Source organism: Streptomyces gobiensis (assembly GCF_021216675.1).
GTDB classification, from domain to species: domain Bacteria; phylum Actinomycetota; class Actinomycetes; order Streptomycetales; family Streptomycetaceae; genus Streptomyces; species Streptomyces gobiensis.
Map to the genome: position 1 here is coordinate 822,207 of NZ_CP086120.1, position 18,775 is coordinate 840,981.

Here is an 18,775-nt window from a genome sequence, read left to right on the forward strand (position 1 = left end):
CGCGCGCCCGGACTACCTGATCAAGTAGATCGTGGCGAAGAGGCCGATCCAGACGACATCGACGAAGTGCCAGTAGTAGGACACGACGATGGCAGCGGTGGCCTGGTGATGGGTGAACCGCCTGGCCGCGTACGTCCTGCCGAGAACGAACAGGAACGCGATCAGGCCGCCCGTCACATGGAGGCCGTGGAAGCCGGTGGTCAGGTAGAACACCGAACCATACGGGTCCGAGGAGAGCGAAAGACCCTCGTGCTTGATCAGCTCCACGTACTCGAACATCTGGCCGCCGATGAAGATCGCGCCCATGACGAAGGTGACCACGAACCACGAGCGGAGCTTCTTCACGTCCCCGCGCTCGGCGGCGAAGACGCCGAGCTGGCAGGTGAGTGAGGAGAGCACCAGGATCGTGGTGTTCGTCGCCGCGAACGGAAGGTTCAGGCCGTCCGCCTGTTCCGACCAGTACTCGGCTCCCATCACCGATCGCAGGGTGAAGTACATCGCGAAGAGGGCCGCGAAGAACATCAGCTCGGAACTCAGCCAGATGATGGTTCCGACGCTGGTGAGGTTCGGCCGATTGACCGACGGGTGCGCGTGCCCGGTTTCTACTGCTGTTGCTGTCGCCACGACCGACATTATGTCGGTCGCTTATTCCGTACTGACTTCGGGGGGTGCCGTTCGGTGTGTCCGACGTATGTGCGCTGCGCAAACGGCCCCTTCACACGGCCATCAGAGCGGCGTTCCCGGTGCTGTTGAGGGGGCGGTTGAGGGAGTAGCATCCGGGCAGCGCTTCGCAGTGCTTCTTGACGTTTCGATCCAACCGATCCCATGACGCGGAGGAACGATGCAGCCGACGGCCACGGTGCTGGTCTACAGCGATGACGCCAACACCCGCGAGCAGGTGCGGCTGGCCGCCGGACGCCGGCCCGCCGCCGATGTGCCCTCGGTGGAGTACCTGGAGTGCGCGACGCTCCCCGCGGTGCTGAGCGCCCTGGAGAAGGGCGGCATCGATGTCTGTGTGCTGGACGGTGAGGCGGTCCCCGCGGGCGGTATGGGGGTGTGCCGACAGATCAAGGACGAGATCTTCAACTGCCCGCCCGTGCTTCTGCTGATCGGCCGCCCCACGGACTCCTGGCTGGCCACCTGGAGCCGGGCGGAGGCCGTGGTCTCCCACCCGCTGGACCCGGTGGCCCTGACCGACTCGCTGGCCGGGCTGCTGCGCCAGCGCCGTCAGAACGCCGCCTGAGCGTGGCCAGACGCAGGCCGGGGGCCCGGAGCTCTGTCCAGGCCCCCGGCTGCGGGGGAAACAGGGGGACCTAGGGGGTGTCTGGTGGGTCTCCGTGGAAGAAGGAGCGGCGTCTGGTGCGTGTGATCGCAAGGCGGAGGAGGAAGCCAACCTGGTTGGTTGGCGACCGACGACAACGCAGCGAGCGTGCGTGCCAGGCGTCGCGACGCCGCGCGGATCCACCAGACACCCCCTAGATCCGGGGGCGGAGGCGGGCCTTGTCTGCGGGGGTCGAGCCCTCGCGGGTGCCTTCGAGCAGCGCGCTGCCCTTCCGCCACTTGTCCCAGGTCATGTTCCAGTCGCCGAATCCATTGCCGAAGGCCGGCATCCGCGAGCCATCGGTGTTGACGTGTGTCACCAGGTCACCGGGCCGGATGGAGTTGAAGAACCAGCGGGCGTTGCTGGAGCTGGCCCCCGTGCAGCCGTGACTGACGTTGGCGACGCCGTGTGAACCCGCCGACCAGGGCGCGCCGTGCACATACTCGCCACTCCAGGTCAGCCGTGTGGCCCAGTAGACCGGCAGGTCGTAGAAATCGGATATGCCGACGCTGGCGCTGCGCATCCGGACGTAGGACGACTTCTCCAGCACCACCTTGGTGCCGTTGCGGGTGCGGTACCCGGCCATGCCGGTGGTGATCGGCATGGTGTTGACGACCTCACCGTTCTTCTTGACGGTCATCACCAGTGCGGAGGCGTCCGCGATGGCTTCGATCCGGTCGCCGGTCTTCAGCTTCAGCGGCTTGGTCCTGCCGCCGTACAGCCCGTCACGGATCTTGACGCCCGCCAGCCGGCTCTTGGCGGTGATGGTGGCGTGGGCGGGCCAGTACTCCTTGGGGCGGTAGTGCAGCTTCTTGCCGTCCACCCAGTGCCAGGCGCCCTTGACGCTCGGCGTTGAGCGGACCTGGAGCGCTCGCTCAACTATTCGACGCTGCGCCTTGCCCTTGATCTTCTTACTGAGCTCGGCGGTGATGGGCTGTCCCACGCCGTAGGTGCCGCTGTCCGGCCCGAACTTCACCTTCAGCAGCTGTTTGGCATCGGGTTTGCGGGTGTCAAAGTTCACGGTACGGCGGCCGGGCTTGCCGCTCCTGTTCTCGGTGCTGATCTGCACCGTGTACGTCTGCCCGGCGGCCAGCGGGCTGGTACTGCGCCAGCTGCTGCCGTCCTCCGACAACTCCCCGCGCACATAGCGGCCGGCCGCGTCTATCGCGAGCACGTCCGTGATCTGCCCGTTGCCGCTCTTGGAGGTGACCTCAAGCGGCTTGTCGGGGTCAACGGCACGGCTGCTGTTTCCGCCCATGCTGACGGCCACCTGGCTCGCGGCGTCGTACGGCTTCGCGGCCAGTGGGTGCGAGGAGTCACCGCACGCGGTCAGCACCATGGTGGGTGCCAGCAGCAGCGCGCAGCTCAGCGTGATTCGTTTCGGTCCATGCGTCCCATAACTCATGGCTTAAAAGTATGAAAACTGCTCATCATGGGCGCGCTGGATACGCCCACATGGGTCGACCCCGGGCGGTTGCCCGGGGTCGATCCTTGACTTCTCGGCGAAACGTCCTACTGAGTCTGGTTCTCGCCGTGGTAGTACTCGAAGACCCAGCCGAAGATCGCGACCAGGATGACCGGCACCGAGAAGTAGAGCAGCCACCAGCCGAAGACGACGCCCATGAAGGCGAGGGCGCTGCCGACGCCCACGGCGAGCGGCTGCCAGCTGTGCGGGCTGAAGAAGCCCAGCTCCCCGGCGTCGTCCGCGACGTCCGCTTCCTTGTTGTCCTGCGCCCCGGTGTCCACCCGGCGTGCGGTGAACGCCAGGTAGTAACCGATCATGATGGCCAGTCCGAACGCCAGGAACAGCGCGGTGGTACCGACCGGTTCATTCGACCACACGCCGTACACAATGGCGACGATCAGAATGAAGGCCGACAGCCAGATGAACATCGTGCCCTGGATCTTCACTTTTCGCCCTCCTTCCTGCCGGTGAGCGCCTGGTCGGAGCCATGCGGATCGAGCTGCTCCAGCGCCGCGATGTCCGGGTGGTGCAGATCGAAGGCCGGAGATTCGGACCGGATCCGCGGCAGCGTGAGGAAGTTATGCCGCGGCGGCGGGCAGGACGTCGCCCATTCAAGTGAACGTCCATAGCCCCAAGGGTCGTCGACCTCGATCTTCTTGCCGTACTTCTGCGTCTTCCAGACGTTGTAGAGGAACGGCAGGAGCGACATGCCCAGCAGGAACGAGCTGATCGTCGAGATGGTGTTCAGCGCGGTGAACCCGTCGGCGTTCAGATAGTCCGGGTAGCGCCGCGGCATGCCTTCGGCGCCCAGCCAGTGCTGGACCAGGAAGGTGCCGTGGAAGCCCACGAACAGCGTCCAGAAGGTGATCTTGCCAAGCCGCTCGTCGAGCATCTTGCCGGTGAACTTCGGCCACCAGAAGTGGAAGCCCGCGAACATCGCGAAGACCACGGTGCCGAACACCACGTAGTGGAAGTGCGCCACCACGAAGTACGAGTCGGAGATGTGGAAGTCCAGCGGCGGCGAAGCCAGGATGACTCCGGTCAGACCACCGAACAGGAAGGTGATCAGGAAGCCGACCGTCCAGAGCATCGGGGTTTCGAAGGAGAGCGAGCCCTTCCACATGGTGCCGATCCAGTTGAAGAACTTCACTCCGGTCGGGACGGCGATCAGGAAGGTCATAAAGGCGAAGAACGGCAGCAGCACACCGCCGGTGACATACATGTGGTGCGCCCACACGGTCACGGACAGACCGGCGATCGCGATGGTCGCCGCGATCAGGCCGATGTAGCCGAACATCGGCTTCCGGGAGAAGACCGGAATGACCTCGGAGACGATGCCGAAGAACGGCAGCGCGATGATGTACACCTCGGGATGGCCGAAGAACCAGAAGAGGTGCTGCCACAGCAGGGCACCGCCATTGGCCCCATCGAAGATATGCGCCCCGAATTGCCGGTCTGCCTCAAGGGCGAACAGCGCGGCGGCCAGGACCGGGAAGGCCAGCAGCACCAGCACACCGGTGAGCAGCACATTCCAGGTGAAGATCGGCATCCGGAACATCGTCATGCCCGGAGCGCGCATGCAGATGATGGTGGTGATGAAGTTGACCGCACCGAGGATCGTGCCGAAGCCGGAGAGGGCCAGACCCATGATCCACATATCGGCGCCCACGCCGGGCGAGCGGATCGCGTCATTGAGTGGTGCGTAGGCGAACCAGCCGAAGTTGGCCGCACCGTTCGGGGTGATGAAGCCGGCCACGGCGATCGTCGAGCCGAACAGATAGAACCAGTAGGCCAGCATGTTCAGCCGCGGGAACGCCACATCGGGCGCACCGATCTGCAGCGGCATGATCCAGTTCGCGAAACCGGCGAACAGCGGGGTCGCGAACATCAGCAGCATCACCGTGCCGTGCATGGTGAACAGCTGGTTGAACTGCTCGTTCGAGATGATCTGCGTACCCGGCCGGGCGAGTTCGGCGCGCATGAAGAGCGCCATCACACCGCCGATAACGAAGAAGATGAACGAGGTGATCAGATAGAGCGTGCCGATCGTCTTGTGATCGGTGGTCGTCAGCCACTTCACCACGATGTTGCCGGGCTCTTTGCGCCGCACCGGCAGCTCGTTCTCATATGAGTCGTCTGCTGCGGCGGCACCCTGGGGTTCGTTGAGGATGCTCACGGGTTGTTGGTCTCCGCATTCTTGGCCGCGTCCGTCTGCGCAATGCCCGCCGGAAGGTAGCCGGTCTGGCCCTTCTCAGCCAGTTCCTCCAGGTGCTTCTGGTAGCGCTCCGGGGAAACCACCTTGACGTTGAAGAGCATCCGGGAGTGGTCCACACCGCACAGCTCGGCGCACTTGCCCCGGAAGGTCCCCTCCTTGTTCGGAGTCACCTCGAAGCGGTTGGTGTGTCCGGGGATGACGTCCTGCTTCATCAGGAACGGCAGCACCCAGAAGGAGTGGATGACGTCCCGCGAGGTCAGCACGAACTGGACCGTCTCGCCCTTGGGCAGCCAGAGGGTGGGCCCCGGGTTGCCGGTCTGCGGATTCCGGTCAGCCGGTGTACCGATGTCGTGGACGCCCTCGGCGCCCTCCGGTACGGCTGCCATCATGCGGTCCGGAATCGCGGCCAGTTCCCCGGCGTCCCGGTTGTCGCTGGACTTGTCGCCGTCCACGTCCGCCATGTAGTTGAAGGCCCAGCTCCACTGGAAGCCCACCACATTGATGACATGGTCGGGCTTCTTGGAGGTCTCCAGGAGCGCCGCCTGATCACGTGCGGTGAAGTAGAAGAGCACCGAGACGATGATGAGCGGAACGACCGTGTACAGGGCCTCGATGGGCATGTTGTACCGGGTCTGCGGAGGAATCTCCACCTTGGTCCGGGAGCGCCGGTGGAAGATGACGCTCCACAGGATCAGGCCCCACACCAGTACACCCGTGGCGAGCGCAGCCGCCCACGAGCCCTGCCACAGGGAGAGGATCCGCGGCGCCTCCTCCGTGACGGGGGTGGGCATACCGAGGCGGGGGAAGTCCTTGTATGTGCAACCGGTCGCGGTCGCCAGGACCAGGCCCGCAGCAAGCGCCTGCGGCAGCATCCGCCGCATCGGGCGCCGCCTGGGGGGACCGCCCGCGCCCGCCAGGGCGTGGGGGAGGTCGGAGCCGTTGGGACTCACGTAGCGCCTTCCCGAGAGTCTCGCCCGCTCGGCCGGGCGCGGCCGTATGGTTCGGGCGCCGGCCCTGGCGCGGGCAGGGGTTTGGATGTTTATGCGGAGCAAACCCTACTGGACGCTTTTTAGGGTCACGCGGGGAGGGTGGGTAACGCGCCGCTGCTCCCACTGATGGAGTGGGATCGCCGGGACCGGGAGCTGTTCTGACACCATTTCGCCTGCGCGTTAGCGTTTACTTGTGCCTTACTTTGACGCTGCTTCCGCCGTTCCGCTCCATCCCGTCGCCCGGCAGGCCCTGCTCGCCGCGCTGGATGAGGGCTGGGCTGATCCAGCCCGGCTGCACCGCGAGGGGCGGCGGGCCCGGATGCTGCTGGACGCGGCGCGCGAGACGGCCGCGGAGGGGGTGGGATGCCGCCCGGATGAGCTGGTCTTCGCACCATCGGGCACCCAGGCACTGCACTCCGGGATCGCCGGTGCGCTCGCCGGGCGGCGGCGGGCCGGGCGGCGGCTGATTGTCTCCGCCGTCGAGCACTCGGCGGTCCTGCACTCGGCGGCGGCCCATGAGGCGGACGGCGGCACGGTGACCGAGGTCGGTGTGGACCGGGGCGGCCGGGTCACAGCGGATGCCTTCGCGCAAGCGCTGCGGGATGGGCGGGAAGGCCGGGACGCCGCCGCGCTGGCCTGTCTGCAGTCCGCCAACCACGAGGTGGGCACGGTGCAGCCGGTCGCTGATGTCTCCGGGGTGTGCCAGGAGGCGGGTGTGCCGCTGCTGGTGGACGCCGCGCAGTCGCTTGGCTGGGGATCCGTGGGCGGTGACTGGTCGCTGCTGACCGCCAGCGCGCACAAGTGGGGCGGGCCGAGCGGCGTGGGGTTGCTGGTGGTGCGCAAGGGCGTACGTTTCGCGGCCCGGCCGCCGACTGATGAACGGGAGTCGGGCCGTATGCCCGGCTTTGAGAACCTTCCGGCAATTATTTCCGCTGCGGCTTCCCTCCGGGCGGTGCAGGCCGAGGCGGGCGCGGAGGCGGAGCGGCTGCGGCCACTGGTGGACCGTATCCGCAACCGGGTGCCGGAGCTGGTACCGGATGTGCAGGTGGCCGGTGATCCGGTGCGGCGGCTGCCCCATGTGGTGACCTTCTCCTGCCTCTACGCGGACGGCGAGTCCCTGCTGCACGCGCTGGACCGCGCGGGCTTCTCGGTCTCCTCCGGCTCCTCCTGTACGTCCAGCACCCTGACCCCGAGCCATGTGCTGCGGGCGATGGGGGTGCTGTCGGGGGGCAACATCCGGGTCTCGCTGCCGCCGGGCACGACGGCGGAGGAGGTCGACGAGTTCCTCGCCGCGCTGCCGGAGGCGGTGGCCTCGGTACGGTCCCAGCTGGGCGCGCCAGCCACGGAGTCCGGCGGCTCCTCGGTCACCGTTGACTCGCTGGGCAAGCGGTGCCCGATCCCGGTGATCGAGCTGGCGAAGGTGATCGGCGACGTACCGGTGGGCGGCGTCGTCACGGTACTCGCCGACGACGAGGCGGCACGGCTGGACATCCCGGCATGGTGCGAAATGCGGGGCCACGAATACCTGGGCGCCAAAGGCACCACCCACCAAGTACGCCGCACAAAGTAACCCCGCCGCAGGACGGCCCCGGAATGTTGTGGGCAGTCGTTCCGCAGGGCGTGGGGGCACCGCCTGGGGGCACCTCCCAGACGGAGTCTGGGGGAGGTAGCTGGGGGAGGGTGGGCACAACACCCGGCCACCGGCCCGCACCGGTGATGGCCGGGGCCCGGGGCGAAGCCCCGGTTTCCGGGAAGGGGCGGGAATTGGGGAAACCCCCACGGCACCCCGGCGCGGGGGCGAAGCCCCGCCAGGCGGCGGAGCCGCATATCGGCACAGCCGGGAAGGGGCGGGATACGGGGACACCCACCCGGGCGGGGCGAGCCCCCACGCGGTGGAGCCGCATGGGGGCAGCCGGACAGCGGGCTAGGCCAGGTGAGCCTGGACCTCGGTGGCGGCGTCCGCCCCATACGCCTTGGTGAAGCGCTCCATAAAGTGCACCCGGTGCAGCTCGTACTCCTGCGTACCGACCGTCTCAATGACAAGCGTCGCCAGCATGCAGCCAACCTGCGCCGCCCGCTCCAGGCTCACCCCCCAGGCCAGCCCGGAGAGAAAGCCCGCACGGAACGCGTCGCCGACGCCGGTCGGGTCGGCCTTGGTCTCCTCCTCGGGGCAGCCGACCTCGATGACGGGCTCACCGGCCCGCACGATACGGACACCACGCGCACCCAGCGTGGTGACCCGGGTGCCGACCCTGTCCAGGACCTCGTCGGCGGACCATCCGGTCTTGGTCTCGATGAGGGCCGTCTCGTACTCATTGGCGAAGAGGTAGGCCGCACCATCGGTCAGCGCCCGGATCTCCTCGCCGCCCATGCGCGCGAGCTGCTGCGAGTAGTCGGCGGCGAAGGGAATGCCCCGGGTGCGGCACTCCTCCGTGTGGCGCATCATCGCCTCGGGGTCGTCGGCGCCGATGTGGATCAGGTCCAGCACGCCGACGCGGTCGGCGACCGACTGCAGTTCGATCTGCCGGGCCTCACTCATCGCTCCGGTGTAGAAGGAGCCGATCTGGTTGTGGTCGGTGTCGGTCGTGCAGACGAAGCGCGCGGTGTGCAGTACCTCGGAGATACGGACCGAGGCCGTGTCGACCCCGTGCCGTTCCAGCCAGGCACGGTATTCCGCGAAGTCGGCACCGGCGGCACCGACCAGGACGGGCTGGGCGCCGAGCTGGCCCATGCCGAAACAGATATTGGCCCCCACTCCGCCACGGCGGATGTCGAGGGTGTCGACCAGGAAGGACAGCGAAACGGTGTGCAGCTGATCGGCGACGAGCTGGTCCGCGAAGCGGCCAGGGAACGTCATCAGATGGTCAGTGGCGATGGAGCCGGAGACGGCGATACGCACGACGGGCTGCTCCTGTTGAGGCGACGAAAGGGACACTCAACGCTATCGGTTCAGCGCAAGATTCCCGACCGCGAAATACTACCCAAAAGTAGGGGATACCTGGCGGCAGGTGTTGTGCGTAGCGTCTGCCGTATGACGAAGCGCACTCCCTCCCCCTCCCCTCCCGCTCCGGAACCCGAGTCGCTCGCTCAACTGCGCGGTGACTGCGCACGGATGGCTCCGCACTGGACGGCTGATCATCCCGGCGGCGGCGAGACCGCCAACCCCGTATCGCCGTCGCTGCTGCACGGCGTGACCGTGCCGCCGCGGTCCGCGCAGCTGCTGGACGGTATGTCCGACTACGGCGACTGACGGAACCGCGCGCTCCTCCGTCCCGTCCCATCGGCACCATGGACTGGCGGAGTCATAAGGAGCGATGCGGTGAGCACCGACCCCCACATCCACGACGAACCGGTGGAGCCGCGTCGGCGCCGGTTCGCAGCCGTAGCCGTCGCGGCCGCGGTGCTGCTGGCCGGTGGCGGTGGCGCGTACTGGGCTTCGACCGCCATGAGCGGCGGAGAACCGGGCGACGCCGCCGCCCCGGTCGGCCCCGGAGGCAGCGGAGAGGCCACACCGCCGAAGATCGCGCTGGACGGCTATGGCGGGGAGCGCGCCGCCCACTCCGGCCAGGCGTACCGCGCCCAGGGCCCGCTTCCGGACGGCCCGGACCGGGCTCCGGTCTACCGGGGCACGGGATCCCCCGACAAGAAGGCGGTCGCCGAACTCGCCACCGCGCTCGGAGTCAAGAGCGCACCGGAGCTGAAACAGAGCTCCTGGATGGTCAGTGATGGCAAGGACGGGATGGGTCCCGCGCTGCGGGTCACCGCCGAAGAGCCGGGAGACTGGTCGTACAGCCGCTACGCACAGGACGGTGACACCCCGGCGTCCAGCGGTGAGCCCCAGCAGAAGCCGGTGTCCGAGCAGCGGGCCAGGCGGGCGGCCGCGCCGGTGCTGAAGGCCCTGGGCCTGGGCGATGCCACGGTGGATACGGGCTCGACGGTCGGCGCGCTGCGCATGGTGCAGGCGGAGCCGCGGGTGGGCGAGCTGCCCACGCACGGCTGGCAGACCGGGATCACGGTCGGCTCGGATGGCCAGCTGGTGCGCGCCAACGGGAAGCTGGGCCGGCTCACCAGGGGCGCGGACTATCCGGTGCTGAGCGCCGGGGAGGCGCTGAAGGCACTGAACAAGAGCTCCAGCGGCGCCAGCGGGATCCAGTGTGTACGGGCACCCTGTGAGCCCGGACCGGCCGACCAGCAGGGCCCGCTGAAGGTGACCGCCGCGGAGTTCGGTCTTGCGGCGCACTCCTCGAAGGGGCGGCAGCTGCTGCTGCCCTCATGGCTGTTCCAGGTCGAACAGGGACAGAGTGAGCATACGGTGGCGTATCCCGCGGTGGAACCGCGCTATCTGGCTCCGCGGCCCGTACCCGGCAGTGAGCCGGGCAAGCCCCCGGCCGCTCCCGCTGAACCTGGTGAGCCCGGCCGGCCCGGCGGTGCGGGGCAGTCGGTGGAGTCGTACAGCAGCAAGGACCGCGAGCTGACCCTGCACTTCTGGGGCGGGGTGTGCAGCGACTACTCGGCCAGCGCCGACGAGACGAAGAACACAGTCAAGGTCACGGTCACCGCGAGGGACAAGGAGCCCGGTCAGATCTGCATCAAGATCGCCAAGGCGATGACCGTGAAGGTCACCCTTGACCAGCCGGTCGGCGACCGCACCGTCGTCGACGCGGACGGCAACAAGATCCCGAAGAAGTAGCAGATACCCCGGCCCTGTATACGTCGAAGGCGGCGACCCCGGTGGGGTCGCCGCCTTACTGAGTCATCAGTTGAACGAGTCGCCGCAGGCGCAGGAGCCCGAGGCGTTGGGGTTGTCGATGGTGAAGCCCTGCTTCTCGATGGTGTCGACGAAGTCGATGGAGGCGCCGCCCAGGTACGGGGCGCTCATCCGGTCGGTGACGACCTTGACACCATCAAAATCCTTGACGACATCGCCGTCGAGCGAACGCTCATCAAAGAAGAGCTGGTAGCGCAGACCGGAGCAGCCACCGGGCTGGACGGCCACACGCAGCGCCAGATCGTCGCGGCCCTCCTGCTCAAGCAGGCTCTTGACCTTCGCCGCGGCGGCGTCCGACAGGATGATGCCGTCAGTCGTCACAGCGGTCTCGTCCGATACGGACATCTGCTTCTCTCCCGGGTTGTACGGACTGCTCTGCCACCTGCTGGAACAGGAGGCGTCCCGGATTCATTCCAAGCCGGGCATGTCTTTTCGTCTTCATGCTCGCACACCCCGCCCGGACGGGTCACCGCCCGCCTCGGGCGAATCGGACCATGACCCGGCGGTAACCGGGGATGCGTCACATTGACGCTATCGGGCATCGTCAAGCTGACACGAACCGGTTATGATAGATAGCGTCAAATCGACGAAAAGCGTTGAGCCGTGCAATCAGAAAGGGTGCGTGCCGTGAACACCGCCCAGCCCCTGGACGTCCAGCCCACCCCGCTTGCCCTGCTGCTGCTCGGCCGGGAGACCGACCCGAAGAGCGAGCGCGGCGTGGAGTGCCCCGGCGATCTGCCAGCGCCGTCCGACCCGGACCTGGTGGAGCGCGCCCGGGCGGCCAAGGCAAAGCTCGGCGACAAGGTCTTCGTGCTCGGCCATCACTACCAGCGCGATGAGGTCATCGAGTTCGCGGATGTCACCGGCGACTCCTTCAAGCTGGCCCGGGACGCCGTCGCTCGTCCAGAGGCCGAGTACATCGTCTTCTGCGGTGTGCACTTCATGGCCGAATCGGCCGACATCCTCACCTCCGACAAGCAGCAGGTCGTGCTCCCCGATCTCGCAGCCGGCTGCTCCATGGCCGATATGGCCACCGCCGAGCAGGTCGCCGAGTGCTGGGACGTACTGACCGAGGCAGGCATATCCGAGGTCACCGTCCCGGTCTCGTATATGAACTCCTCCGCCGACATCAAGGCCTTCACCGGCAAGCACGGCGGCACGATCTGCACATCCAGCAATGCCAAGCGTGCGCTGGACTGGGCCTTCGAACAGCGCGACCCCTCGACAGGCAAGGTCCTTTTCCTGCCCGATCAGCACCTGGGCCGCAATACTGCGGTACGCGACATGGGCATGTCCCTGGACGACTGCGTCGTCTACAACCCGCACAAGCCGAACGGCGGGCTGACAGCCGAGCAGCTGAAGGCCGCCAAGATGATCCTGTGGCGGGGCCACTGCTCGGTGCACGGCCGCTTCTCGCTGGATTCGGTCAACGACGTCCGCGAGCGCGTCCCCGGCGTCAATGTGCTGGTGCACCCCGAGTGCAAGCACGAGGTTGTCGCCGCCGCCGACTACGTCGGGTCGACCGAGCACATCATCAAGACCCTGGAGGCCGCGCCCGCGGGCTCCAAGTGGGCGATCGGCACCGAGCTCAACCTGGTACGGCGGCTGGCGAACCGTTACGCCGCCGAGGGCAAGGAGATCGTCTTCCTCGATAAGACGGTGTGCTTCTGCTCGACCATGAACCGCATCGATCTGCCGCATCTGGTCTGGGCGCTGGAATCGCTGGCGAACGGCACGGTCGTCAACCGGATCGAGGTCGACCCGGAGACCGAGAAGTTCGCCAAGCTGGCGCTTGAGCGGATGCTGGCCCTTCCGTAAGTAAGGGCTTTGCCCTGCCGTCCTGCCGCCCCGCCGAGCTGCCGACCTGCCCCCCGCTGCCGCCATGGCAGCGGGGCGGTGTCGGGCGGGGGTCATCGGTTCAGCACAGTGCCGCCAAGGCGTCCCGCACGGCCCGGTGGAAGGTCGGATAGGCGTAGATCATGTGCCGCAGCCGCTCGACCGGCACCTCGGCCTGCACCGCCATCGCCAGCCCGTAGAGCACCTCGCTACCGGCGGGGCCCATGGCTGTCGCGCCGACCAGCACACCCCTGTCCGCGTCCTCGACCAGCTTGACCAGGCCTTCGCCGGCCTGTCCGTGGATCCGGCCGCGTGCCGAGGACGACAGCTCGGCGCCGCCAGTGCGCACCCGTAGCCCCTTCTCGCGGGCCTGCGCCTCGGTCAGGCCCACCGCACCGACCTCCGGGTCGGTGAAGGTGACCCGGGGCAGCGCCCGGTAGTCGGCGTCCGGGCCCGGTGCGCCGAGGACCGCCCGTACGACAATGTCAGCCTGGTACATCGCCATATGGGTGGACGCGCCCCGCCCGGTCACATCCCCGACGGCCCACAGCGCATGGGCGGCGAGCAGCTGTTCGTCGACCTCCAGCGCCCGGGCCCGCGGATCGAGTCCGACCGTCTCCAGGCCGAGACCCTCCAGGTTGGCGCGCCGACCGGCGGCGACCAGCAGTTGCTCGGCGGTAATTTCCTCACCGGTGTCGAGACGGACGAAAAAGCCGTCAGGGCGGTGCCGCACCGCCGCGGCCCGGGTATCCGTACGCACGGTAAGCCCCTCGGCGCGCAGTACCCGGGCGATCAGCTCACCGGCCTCCGGCTCCTCGGCCGACAGCAGCCGCCGCTGCGTCTCCACGATGGTGACCGCGGTGCCAAAGGGTGCGAAGGCCTGGGCGAGCTCAAGGCCGACGACACCACCGCCGAGCACGATCAAGGAACCGGGCGGTTCCTTGATGGACACCGCGTCGCGGTGCGTCCAGTACGGCACCCGGTCCAGACCCGTCACCGGAGGGATCCACGGGCGGCTCCCGGTAGCGACCACCACCCCGCGCCGGGCGGCGAACACCTCACCGTCGACATCGACCCGGCCCGGCCCGGCCAGCCGTCCATGCCCGCGCGCCAGACGGCCGCCCCTGGCGGTGAACCGGTCCGCGGCCACCTGGTCGTTCCAGTCGTCGGCCGCCTCGGCGCGGACCCGGGTGGCTACCGGGCCGTAGTCCGCCGAAGTCCGCACCTGCCCGGCCATGCCGGGGACCCGCCGGGCCTCGGCGAGCAGCCGGGCGGCCCGGAGCATCATCTTGCTCGGTACGCACGCCCAGTACGGGCGTTCCCCGCAGACCAGCTCCCCTTCAACTCCGACCACATCCAGGCCGGACTCGGCCAGCCGCCCGGCCACCCGTTCGCCGCCCGCCCCCATCCCGACGACCACCACATCGGTTTCCTGCGTCATCCGCTCATCCTCTTTGTCCTGATACATGCTCACAGGGAAACCCGCTGGGGAGCCCGGGCCTTCCGTCAAGGCAGCGTTGGACAAATCAGCCAGCCACAGAGTGCGGCCGGGGCGGTCTGGGGGTGGCCCTCGCTCGTGTACTCGACCGTAGGCAGGCATACGGGAACCCGCCCGCGGCGGCGTCCAACCGGGTGAATCACCGCCGCTGCGGGCCAGACGGGTGGGGATCAGCCGAGTGAGACGGCCGGGCGACTGATCATCAGGCCGAGGTCGCTGCCGGCGTACGCGAAGAGCGCGAACAGCATGAGCGAGGCTCCGGCAAGCGCGAGGTCCTTCTGGAAGTTGATCATCTCCAGCTCACGCCCCCCGGTGGTCTTCTCCTTCCAGAACGGGTGCATCAGCACCGCGGTCGCGACCAGGAAGAAGAACAGCAGCAGCGCCCCGAGGTCCGCCCACACCCCGAACAGGATGCTCAATCCCGCGATGAGCAGCAGAAAGCCGCTGCCGAGCGTCATGGGGCGGGGAGCCGGAACACCCTTGGACTTGGTGTACTCCACCATCTTCTCGGTCTGACCCAGATGGCCGAACGCGGAGGTGAAGAAAAGGATCACGAAGAGGATCCGGCCGATGAATACCAGGATGTCCACGACGACCTCCAGGTGAGAGTTGATCGGAAACGACGAACTTCTCATTACCTAAGTTTACTGACGAATCAGTCAGCTGTAGCGGCGGACGGTCACCCGCAGGCGCCATTCATGGTCAGCCCTCTACCGATGTCACTACATATAGTGCGATATCCAACACAGAGTGCTAGATAGAGAGTGGTGTACCCGACCCGGTTGTGGACGGCCCTGGATGCGAGGACGAACGAGTGACTGACCCGGACGCGCATCGGCAGCAGGCGTTTGCCGACCATGTGCTGCCGGAGATCGAGGTGCTGCTGCGGGTGGCGTTCTCCCTGACCTCGCAGCCGGCCGACGCGGAGGACCTGGTGCAGGAGACCCTGCTGCGCGCCTACAGGGCCGTCGACCGTTTCGACGGACAGCATCCACGGGCGTGGCTACTGACGATCATGCGGCGCACAGCGTTCAACAGGCACCGCCGACGCCGCCCGCGACTGCTGGACGACCCGGACACGGACCTTGAGCGACTCACACCTCACCCGGATTCTCCGAGCGCGACACCGGAGGATCTGGTGGTCGGCAGGACGTTCGAAGAAGTCGTGGACACGGCGTTCTGGGCGCTGTCGCTCCGAGACCGGCAAGTGGTGCGGCTCGTACATATCGATGGGCTGAGCTACGCGGAGACCGCCGAGCTGCTGGGCGTACCGGCGGGAACCGTGATGAGCAGGCTGCACCGGGCGCGTAAGCGGATACGGGACGAGCTGTCGGCGGCGGGGATGGGTCCACAGCGAGGTGACAGATGAGTACAGGACCACGGGGGCGCGACCCCGAATGGCGTTCAACGAATGAGTGCACGTTGAGCACAACGCTGCTCCAGTCGTATCTGGACCGCGAGACAGATGCCGCGACCGCCCGCCATGTGGGCGCTCACCTGGATGAATGCCACCACTGTGACCGGGATGCGCGGACCTTTCAGCAGCTGAGGAGTTCTCTGACGCGCCATGGCGGGCCGGACGAGGCCGCGGTGGGCCGACTGCACGACTTCGCCCACTCCCTGCTACGGGGCGGAGGGGATGAGAGCGCGGAGAAGGCTCCTGAGCCGGGAGCCTGACGGTTTCGGCACTGGGCGATTGCCCAGGCAGAGGCCGCCAGCCATGACTGAGGGCCCGCAGGCTAGCTGCCTGCGGGCCCTCAGTGCCCACTTCCGGTTGATCACCGGGACGCGAGCGGTGTTACTTCGATGCCTTCTCCGACTTCTTCGCCTCCGCCTGCGGCAGCGGGTTCATGTAGTTGGAGAGCATCTTCACCTTGTTCTTGTCCAGGGTCTTCCAGTCGTTCTTCAGAACGCCACCGGTGTCGCCCGAGTTCGGGTTCCAGGACCAGTAGGTGTAGTTGATCTCGTTCTTCTTCAGGTAGTCCATGAGCTTGTTCTGCCACACGGCCTCGGTGCTCTTGCCCGCGGTCTTCCGGCCACCGAACTCACCGAGCATCAGCGGAGCGGTGTCCTCGTGCTTGAGGTACGCCCAGTGCTTCTTCCAGATGCCCGGCATGTTGTCGGGGAAGTTCTTGTCCATGAACCAGTTCTGGTTGTACACGCCCGGTCCGTAGTCGTGCGGCGAGTACACCACCTTGTTGGGCTGCTTGAGCTTCACCGGGTGCTGCTTGGCGCCCCGCAGCTCACCGCCCCACCAGAACGACTCGTCCTTGAACTTGTCAACGCCCTCGACGAAGATCAGCCAGTCCGGGTTGACCTTGTGGATCGCGTTTCCGGCCTTCTCGGCGGCCATCTTCCAGTCGGTCTTCGGGTTGCCGTCGCCCCAGGTGGCCTGGCCGCGCGGCTCATTGTGCAGGTCGGCGCCAATGACCAGGTTGTTGCCCTTGTAGCGCTTGGCCAGCTTGGTCCAGTCGGCGATCCACTGCTTCTCGCTGACCTTCTCGTTGTACCAGAGCTCGCTCTGACCGTACTGGTCAGGACGGTGCCGGTCGAGGATGACCATCATCCCGCGGTCAGTGGCTCCCTCGACGATCTTGTCCATGATCTGCTCGCCGTTGAGGCCCTTGAGGTCGGCGTTCTTCTTGTAGTCGATGCCGTTGGGCTTGCTGGCCTTGTCGAAGATCTCGTTGGAGTACGGGAGGCGCATGGTGTTGAACCCGGTGTCGACCATCTGGTCGAGCATGGACTCCCAGTTGCGCTCCCACAGTCCGTGCGGGGCGAACGTCCCGGTCTCGGCACCGAACCAGTTCACACCGGTGAGGAGCACCTTGTTCCCGTCGGCGTCCACGATGTCCCCCTTGTTGGTGCTCAGGGGGCCCTGCGGCTGTCCGGTGGAACCAAGCACTCCGGAGTCGGAGGAAGAGGAGGAGCTGGCGTTAAGAGCGACCGCGGTACCGCCCACAGCGGCGACCGCAACAACCGCTGCCGCAATACCCACCTTGACCCGGCGGGTCAGCGGGCTGCGCTTCTTCTCTTCGTTCATCGGCGCGGTCGGGAAGTTGTCGTTGTCCGTGTGGGAATTCATTCGGCGAAACTCCTGAGGAGATCGGGGATGGCCGTTTTCGGGACGCTTCGGAGCGTGCTCGCTGGAGACTTCAGACAGTCTTTTTCGGCGTTATCAGCGAGAGCGGACAGCCGGATGAACACGGCCTCCGGGAGCAGTTCAGCAAGCGAGTGGTCCAGCCGGTCTGTTTTCCATTCCGGCTTGTCCACGTCGATCAGCACCACGTCCGGGTTGAGGTGACGGGCCAGTGAAATTGCTTCACGAGCTGTTCCGGCAACTCCGGCGAGTTCAAATCCGGGCTCTTCCGCCACGAGGTCGGCAAGTGCATCCAATACCTGAGGGTGGTGCTCCACAACGAGAACTCTGTGCATCGGCGGAGCGCTCCTTCAGGCGGCTGTTTCACTCCCGAAACAGTAGGAAGAAAGCGGCTCCCAAATCTTCGTACGGCTGGCCGGATTCCAGACACACCAATCGGCCGAATTCGGGCTACCACAGTTGTGGTAGCCCGAATTCGGCCGATTTAGGGAATGTTTATATAGGTTTCCGGTAGCTTGTCAGGGGTCTACCGCAGGCGGTCAGTCGGCCAGGCGATAGGCGTAACCGGGCACGAAGGTGCCCGCCTCGGCGATACAGCCGTCCGCCTGTCCCGGATGCTTCACCCACAGATATGCGTCGATCCGGTCGATGCCGGTGTCGGCGGTGGGTGGCGTGCCCAGCTCACGGCCCGGCGGGTCGCAGAACCGGCGGTCCCGGGTCGGCCCGGCGCCGTTACGGCTGGTGTCGATCACCACGCCCAGCCGGGAGCCGCGCTCCTCCCCCGAGCCCGCCTTCTGGAGGACGGACAGGCCGTAGCGGACCTCGTCGCGGGTGGCGTTGAAGTTCGAGACATTCAGGGCGATGCCGTCCCCGTACTCGGTGAAACCGGCCCGGCTCAGGCGCTCAGCCATGGTGCGGGCGGGGTGCCAGCCGGAGTTCCCGGCGTCGTAGTACACCCGGGCACCGGGAGCGTGCCGGTCCAGGGTGCGGGCTGCGAAGCGCAGGGCCTTGTACCGGTCCGACCGCTGCCGCGGGTCCAGACAGCCCATCAGCGCGAGCGCGTCCGGTTCCAGGATGACCACGGCGGTGCCCCTGCCGAGGCCCCGCGCGAAACTGTCGATCCAGCTTCGGTAGGCGGCCAGATCTCCGGTGCCGCCGGTGCTCTTCTCCTCACAGTCCCGCTGCGGGATCGCGTAGGCGACAAGGACCGGGACCATGGCACGGGCCCGGGCCGCGTGGACCACGGTCCGCATCTGGCGCCGGACCATCCCCGGGTCCGGATGGGTGAACCAGGCGGCCTGTGGCTGTGCGGCGATGCGGTTGCGGATGACTGCGGCGCGACGGTCGTGGGGGTGCTCCCGCGCCCAGCGCGCGGCCGGGTTCTCGGGGTCGACGTAGAACCGCGTACTGGCGGGGAAGGCAGGCCGCGTCTGGGATGGCCAGCCGGTCATACCGCCCAGCCCGCCCGGCCCCACCTGCACCGCGGCCACCGCCGTGACCACCATCGCCAGGAGAGCCACGGTCAGCAGGTACACCTGGTCCCGGACGTGCCACAGCCGCCAACGGGACTGTTGTCCGCTCAC

General features: G+C 67.2%; 19 protein-coding genes. 7 read left to right on the forward strand and 12 right to left on the reverse strand.

The features are described from left to right. Window positions 1-12: 12 nt before the first annotated feature. Window positions 13-633, reverse strand: a complete 621-nt coding sequence (ctaE, locus tag test1122_RS03800) for an aa3-type cytochrome oxidase subunit III (RefSeq protein ID WP_232267733.1) — start codon at window positions 631-633, stop codon at window positions 13-15. Window positions 634-841: 208 nt separating this feature from the next. Here ctaE and test1122_RS03805 point away from each other — a divergent pair, with 208 nt between their 5' ends. Then, entirely contained in the window at window positions 842-1,243 is a 402-nt protein-coding gene (locus tag test1122_RS03805) for a DNA-binding transcriptional response regulator (RefSeq protein ID WP_232267734.1), read from the forward strand. A gap of 232 nt (window positions 1,244-1,475) precedes the next feature. Here test1122_RS03805 and test1122_RS03810 read toward each other — a convergent pair whose 3' ends face one another. The 4 genes from test1122_RS03810 to ctaC form a co-directional block, all read right to left on the reverse strand. Further along, a complete protein-coding gene (locus tag test1122_RS03810; protein ID WP_232267735.1) occupies window positions 1,476-2,726 on the reverse strand; it encodes a L,D-transpeptidase in 1,251 nt (416 codons plus the stop codon). A 107-nt stretch (window positions 2,727-2,833) separates the two neighbouring features. After that, complete coding sequence (locus tag test1122_RS03815; protein ID WP_232267736.1) at window positions 2,834-3,232, reverse strand: cytochrome c oxidase subunit 4; 399 nt, start codon at window positions 3,230-3,232, stop codon at window positions 2,834-2,836. After that, a complete protein-coding gene (ctaD, locus tag test1122_RS03820) occupies window positions 3,229-4,962 on the reverse strand; it encodes an aa3-type cytochrome oxidase subunit I (RefSeq protein WP_232267737.1) in 1,734 nt (577 codons plus the stop codon). Before ctaD ends, test1122_RS03815 begins: the two co-directional genes overlap by 4 nt. After that, entirely contained in the window at window positions 4,959-5,951 is a 993-nt protein-coding gene (ctaC, locus tag test1122_RS03825; RefSeq protein WP_232267738.1) for an aa3-type cytochrome oxidase subunit II, read from the reverse strand. Before ctaC ends, ctaD begins: the two co-directional genes overlap by 4 nt. 232 nt (window positions 5,952-6,183) lie before the next feature. Between ctaC and test1122_RS03830 the strand changes: the two genes are divergently transcribed. Next, a complete protein-coding gene (locus tag test1122_RS03830; protein ID WP_232267739.1) occupies window positions 6,184-7,560 on the forward strand; it encodes a cysteine desulfurase/sulfurtransferase TusA family protein in 1,377 nt (458 codons plus the stop codon). 354 nt (window positions 7,561-7,914) lie between these two features. Here test1122_RS03830 and test1122_RS03835 read toward each other — a convergent pair whose 3' ends face one another. Next, on the reverse strand, window positions 7,915-8,889 hold the full coding sequence (locus tag test1122_RS03835; RefSeq protein WP_232267740.1) for a carbohydrate kinase family protein: 975 nt from the start codon (window positions 8,887-8,889) through the stop codon (window positions 7,915-7,917). A gap of 132 nt (window positions 8,890-9,021) precedes the next feature. Here test1122_RS03835 and test1122_RS03840 point away from each other — a divergent pair, with 132 nt between their 5' ends. Continuing rightward, on the forward strand, window positions 9,022-9,240 hold the full coding sequence (locus tag test1122_RS03840; RefSeq protein WP_232267741.1) for a hypothetical protein: 219 nt from the start codon (window positions 9,022-9,024) through the stop codon (window positions 9,238-9,240). A gap of 69 nt (window positions 9,241-9,309) precedes the next feature. Beyond that, a complete protein-coding gene (locus test1122_RS03845; protein ID WP_232267742.1) occupies window positions 9,310-10,680 on the forward strand; it encodes a hypothetical protein in 1,371 nt (456 codons plus the stop codon). Window positions 10,681-10,746: 66 nt separating this feature from the next. Here the strand turns inward: test1122_RS03845 and test1122_RS03850 are convergent, their stop codons facing one another. Beyond that, on the reverse strand, window positions 10,747-11,103 hold the full coding sequence (locus tag test1122_RS03850; RefSeq protein WP_232267743.1) for a HesB/IscA family protein: 357 nt from the start codon (window positions 11,101-11,103) through the stop codon (window positions 10,747-10,749). Between the two features lie 282 nt (window positions 11,104-11,385). On the opposite strand from test1122_RS03850, the gene nadA reads away from it, so the two are divergent. Then, the gene (nadA, locus tag test1122_RS03855) at window positions 11,386-12,576 is read left to right on the forward strand and encodes a quinolinate synthase NadA (RefSeq protein ID WP_232267744.1); all 1,191 of its coding nucleotides are present in this window, start codon (window positions 11,386-11,388) and stop codon (window positions 12,574-12,576) included. A gap of 100 nt (window positions 12,577-12,676) precedes the next feature. Here the strand turns inward: nadA and test1122_RS03860 are convergent, their stop codons facing one another. After that, window positions 12,677-14,062, reverse strand: a complete 1,386-nt coding sequence (locus test1122_RS03860) for a dihydrolipoyl dehydrogenase family protein (RefSeq protein WP_232267745.1) — start codon at window positions 14,060-14,062, stop codon at window positions 12,677-12,679. Between the two features lie 200 nt (window positions 14,063-14,262). Further along, on the reverse strand, window positions 14,263-14,727 hold the full coding sequence (locus test1122_RS03865; protein ID WP_338423509.1) for a DoxX family protein: 465 nt from the start codon (window positions 14,725-14,727) through the stop codon (window positions 14,263-14,265). Window positions 14,728-14,906: 179 nt separating this feature from the next. Between test1122_RS03865 and test1122_RS03870 the strand changes: the two genes are divergently transcribed. Together test1122_RS03870 and test1122_RS03875 are read left to right on the forward strand one after the other, a co-directional pair. Further along, window positions 14,907-15,461, forward strand: coding sequence for an RNA polymerase sigma factor (locus tag test1122_RS03870; protein WP_232267746.1), 555 nt, complete (start codon window positions 14,907-14,909; stop codon window positions 15,459-15,461). Window positions 15,462-15,514: 53 nt separating this feature from the next. Next, a complete protein-coding gene (locus test1122_RS03875) occupies window positions 15,515-15,769 on the forward strand; it encodes a zf-HC2 domain-containing protein (protein ID WP_232267747.1) in 255 nt (84 codons plus the stop codon). Between the two features lie 121 nt (window positions 15,770-15,890). On the opposite strand, the gene test1122_RS03880 is transcribed toward test1122_RS03875, so the two are convergent. The 3 genes from test1122_RS03880 to test1122_RS03890 form a co-directional block, all read right to left on the reverse strand. Then, window positions 15,891-17,177: a glycoside hydrolase family 5 protein gene (locus test1122_RS03880; RefSeq protein ID WP_232267748.1), complete on the reverse strand. Its 1,287-nt coding sequence runs from the start codon at window positions 17,175-17,177 to the stop codon at window positions 15,891-15,893. Further along, on the reverse strand, window positions 17,174-17,527 hold the full coding sequence (locus tag test1122_RS03885) for a response regulator transcription factor (RefSeq protein WP_232267749.1): 354 nt from the start codon (window positions 17,525-17,527) through the stop codon (window positions 17,174-17,176). Before test1122_RS03885 ends, test1122_RS03880 begins: the two co-directional genes overlap by 4 nt. A 204-nt stretch (window positions 17,528-17,731) precedes the next feature. Beyond that, window positions 17,732-18,775 (reverse strand): glycoside hydrolase family 6 protein, encoded by a 1,044-nt coding sequence (locus tag test1122_RS03890; RefSeq protein WP_232267750.1) that lies wholly within the window; start codon window positions 18,773-18,775, stop codon window positions 17,732-17,734.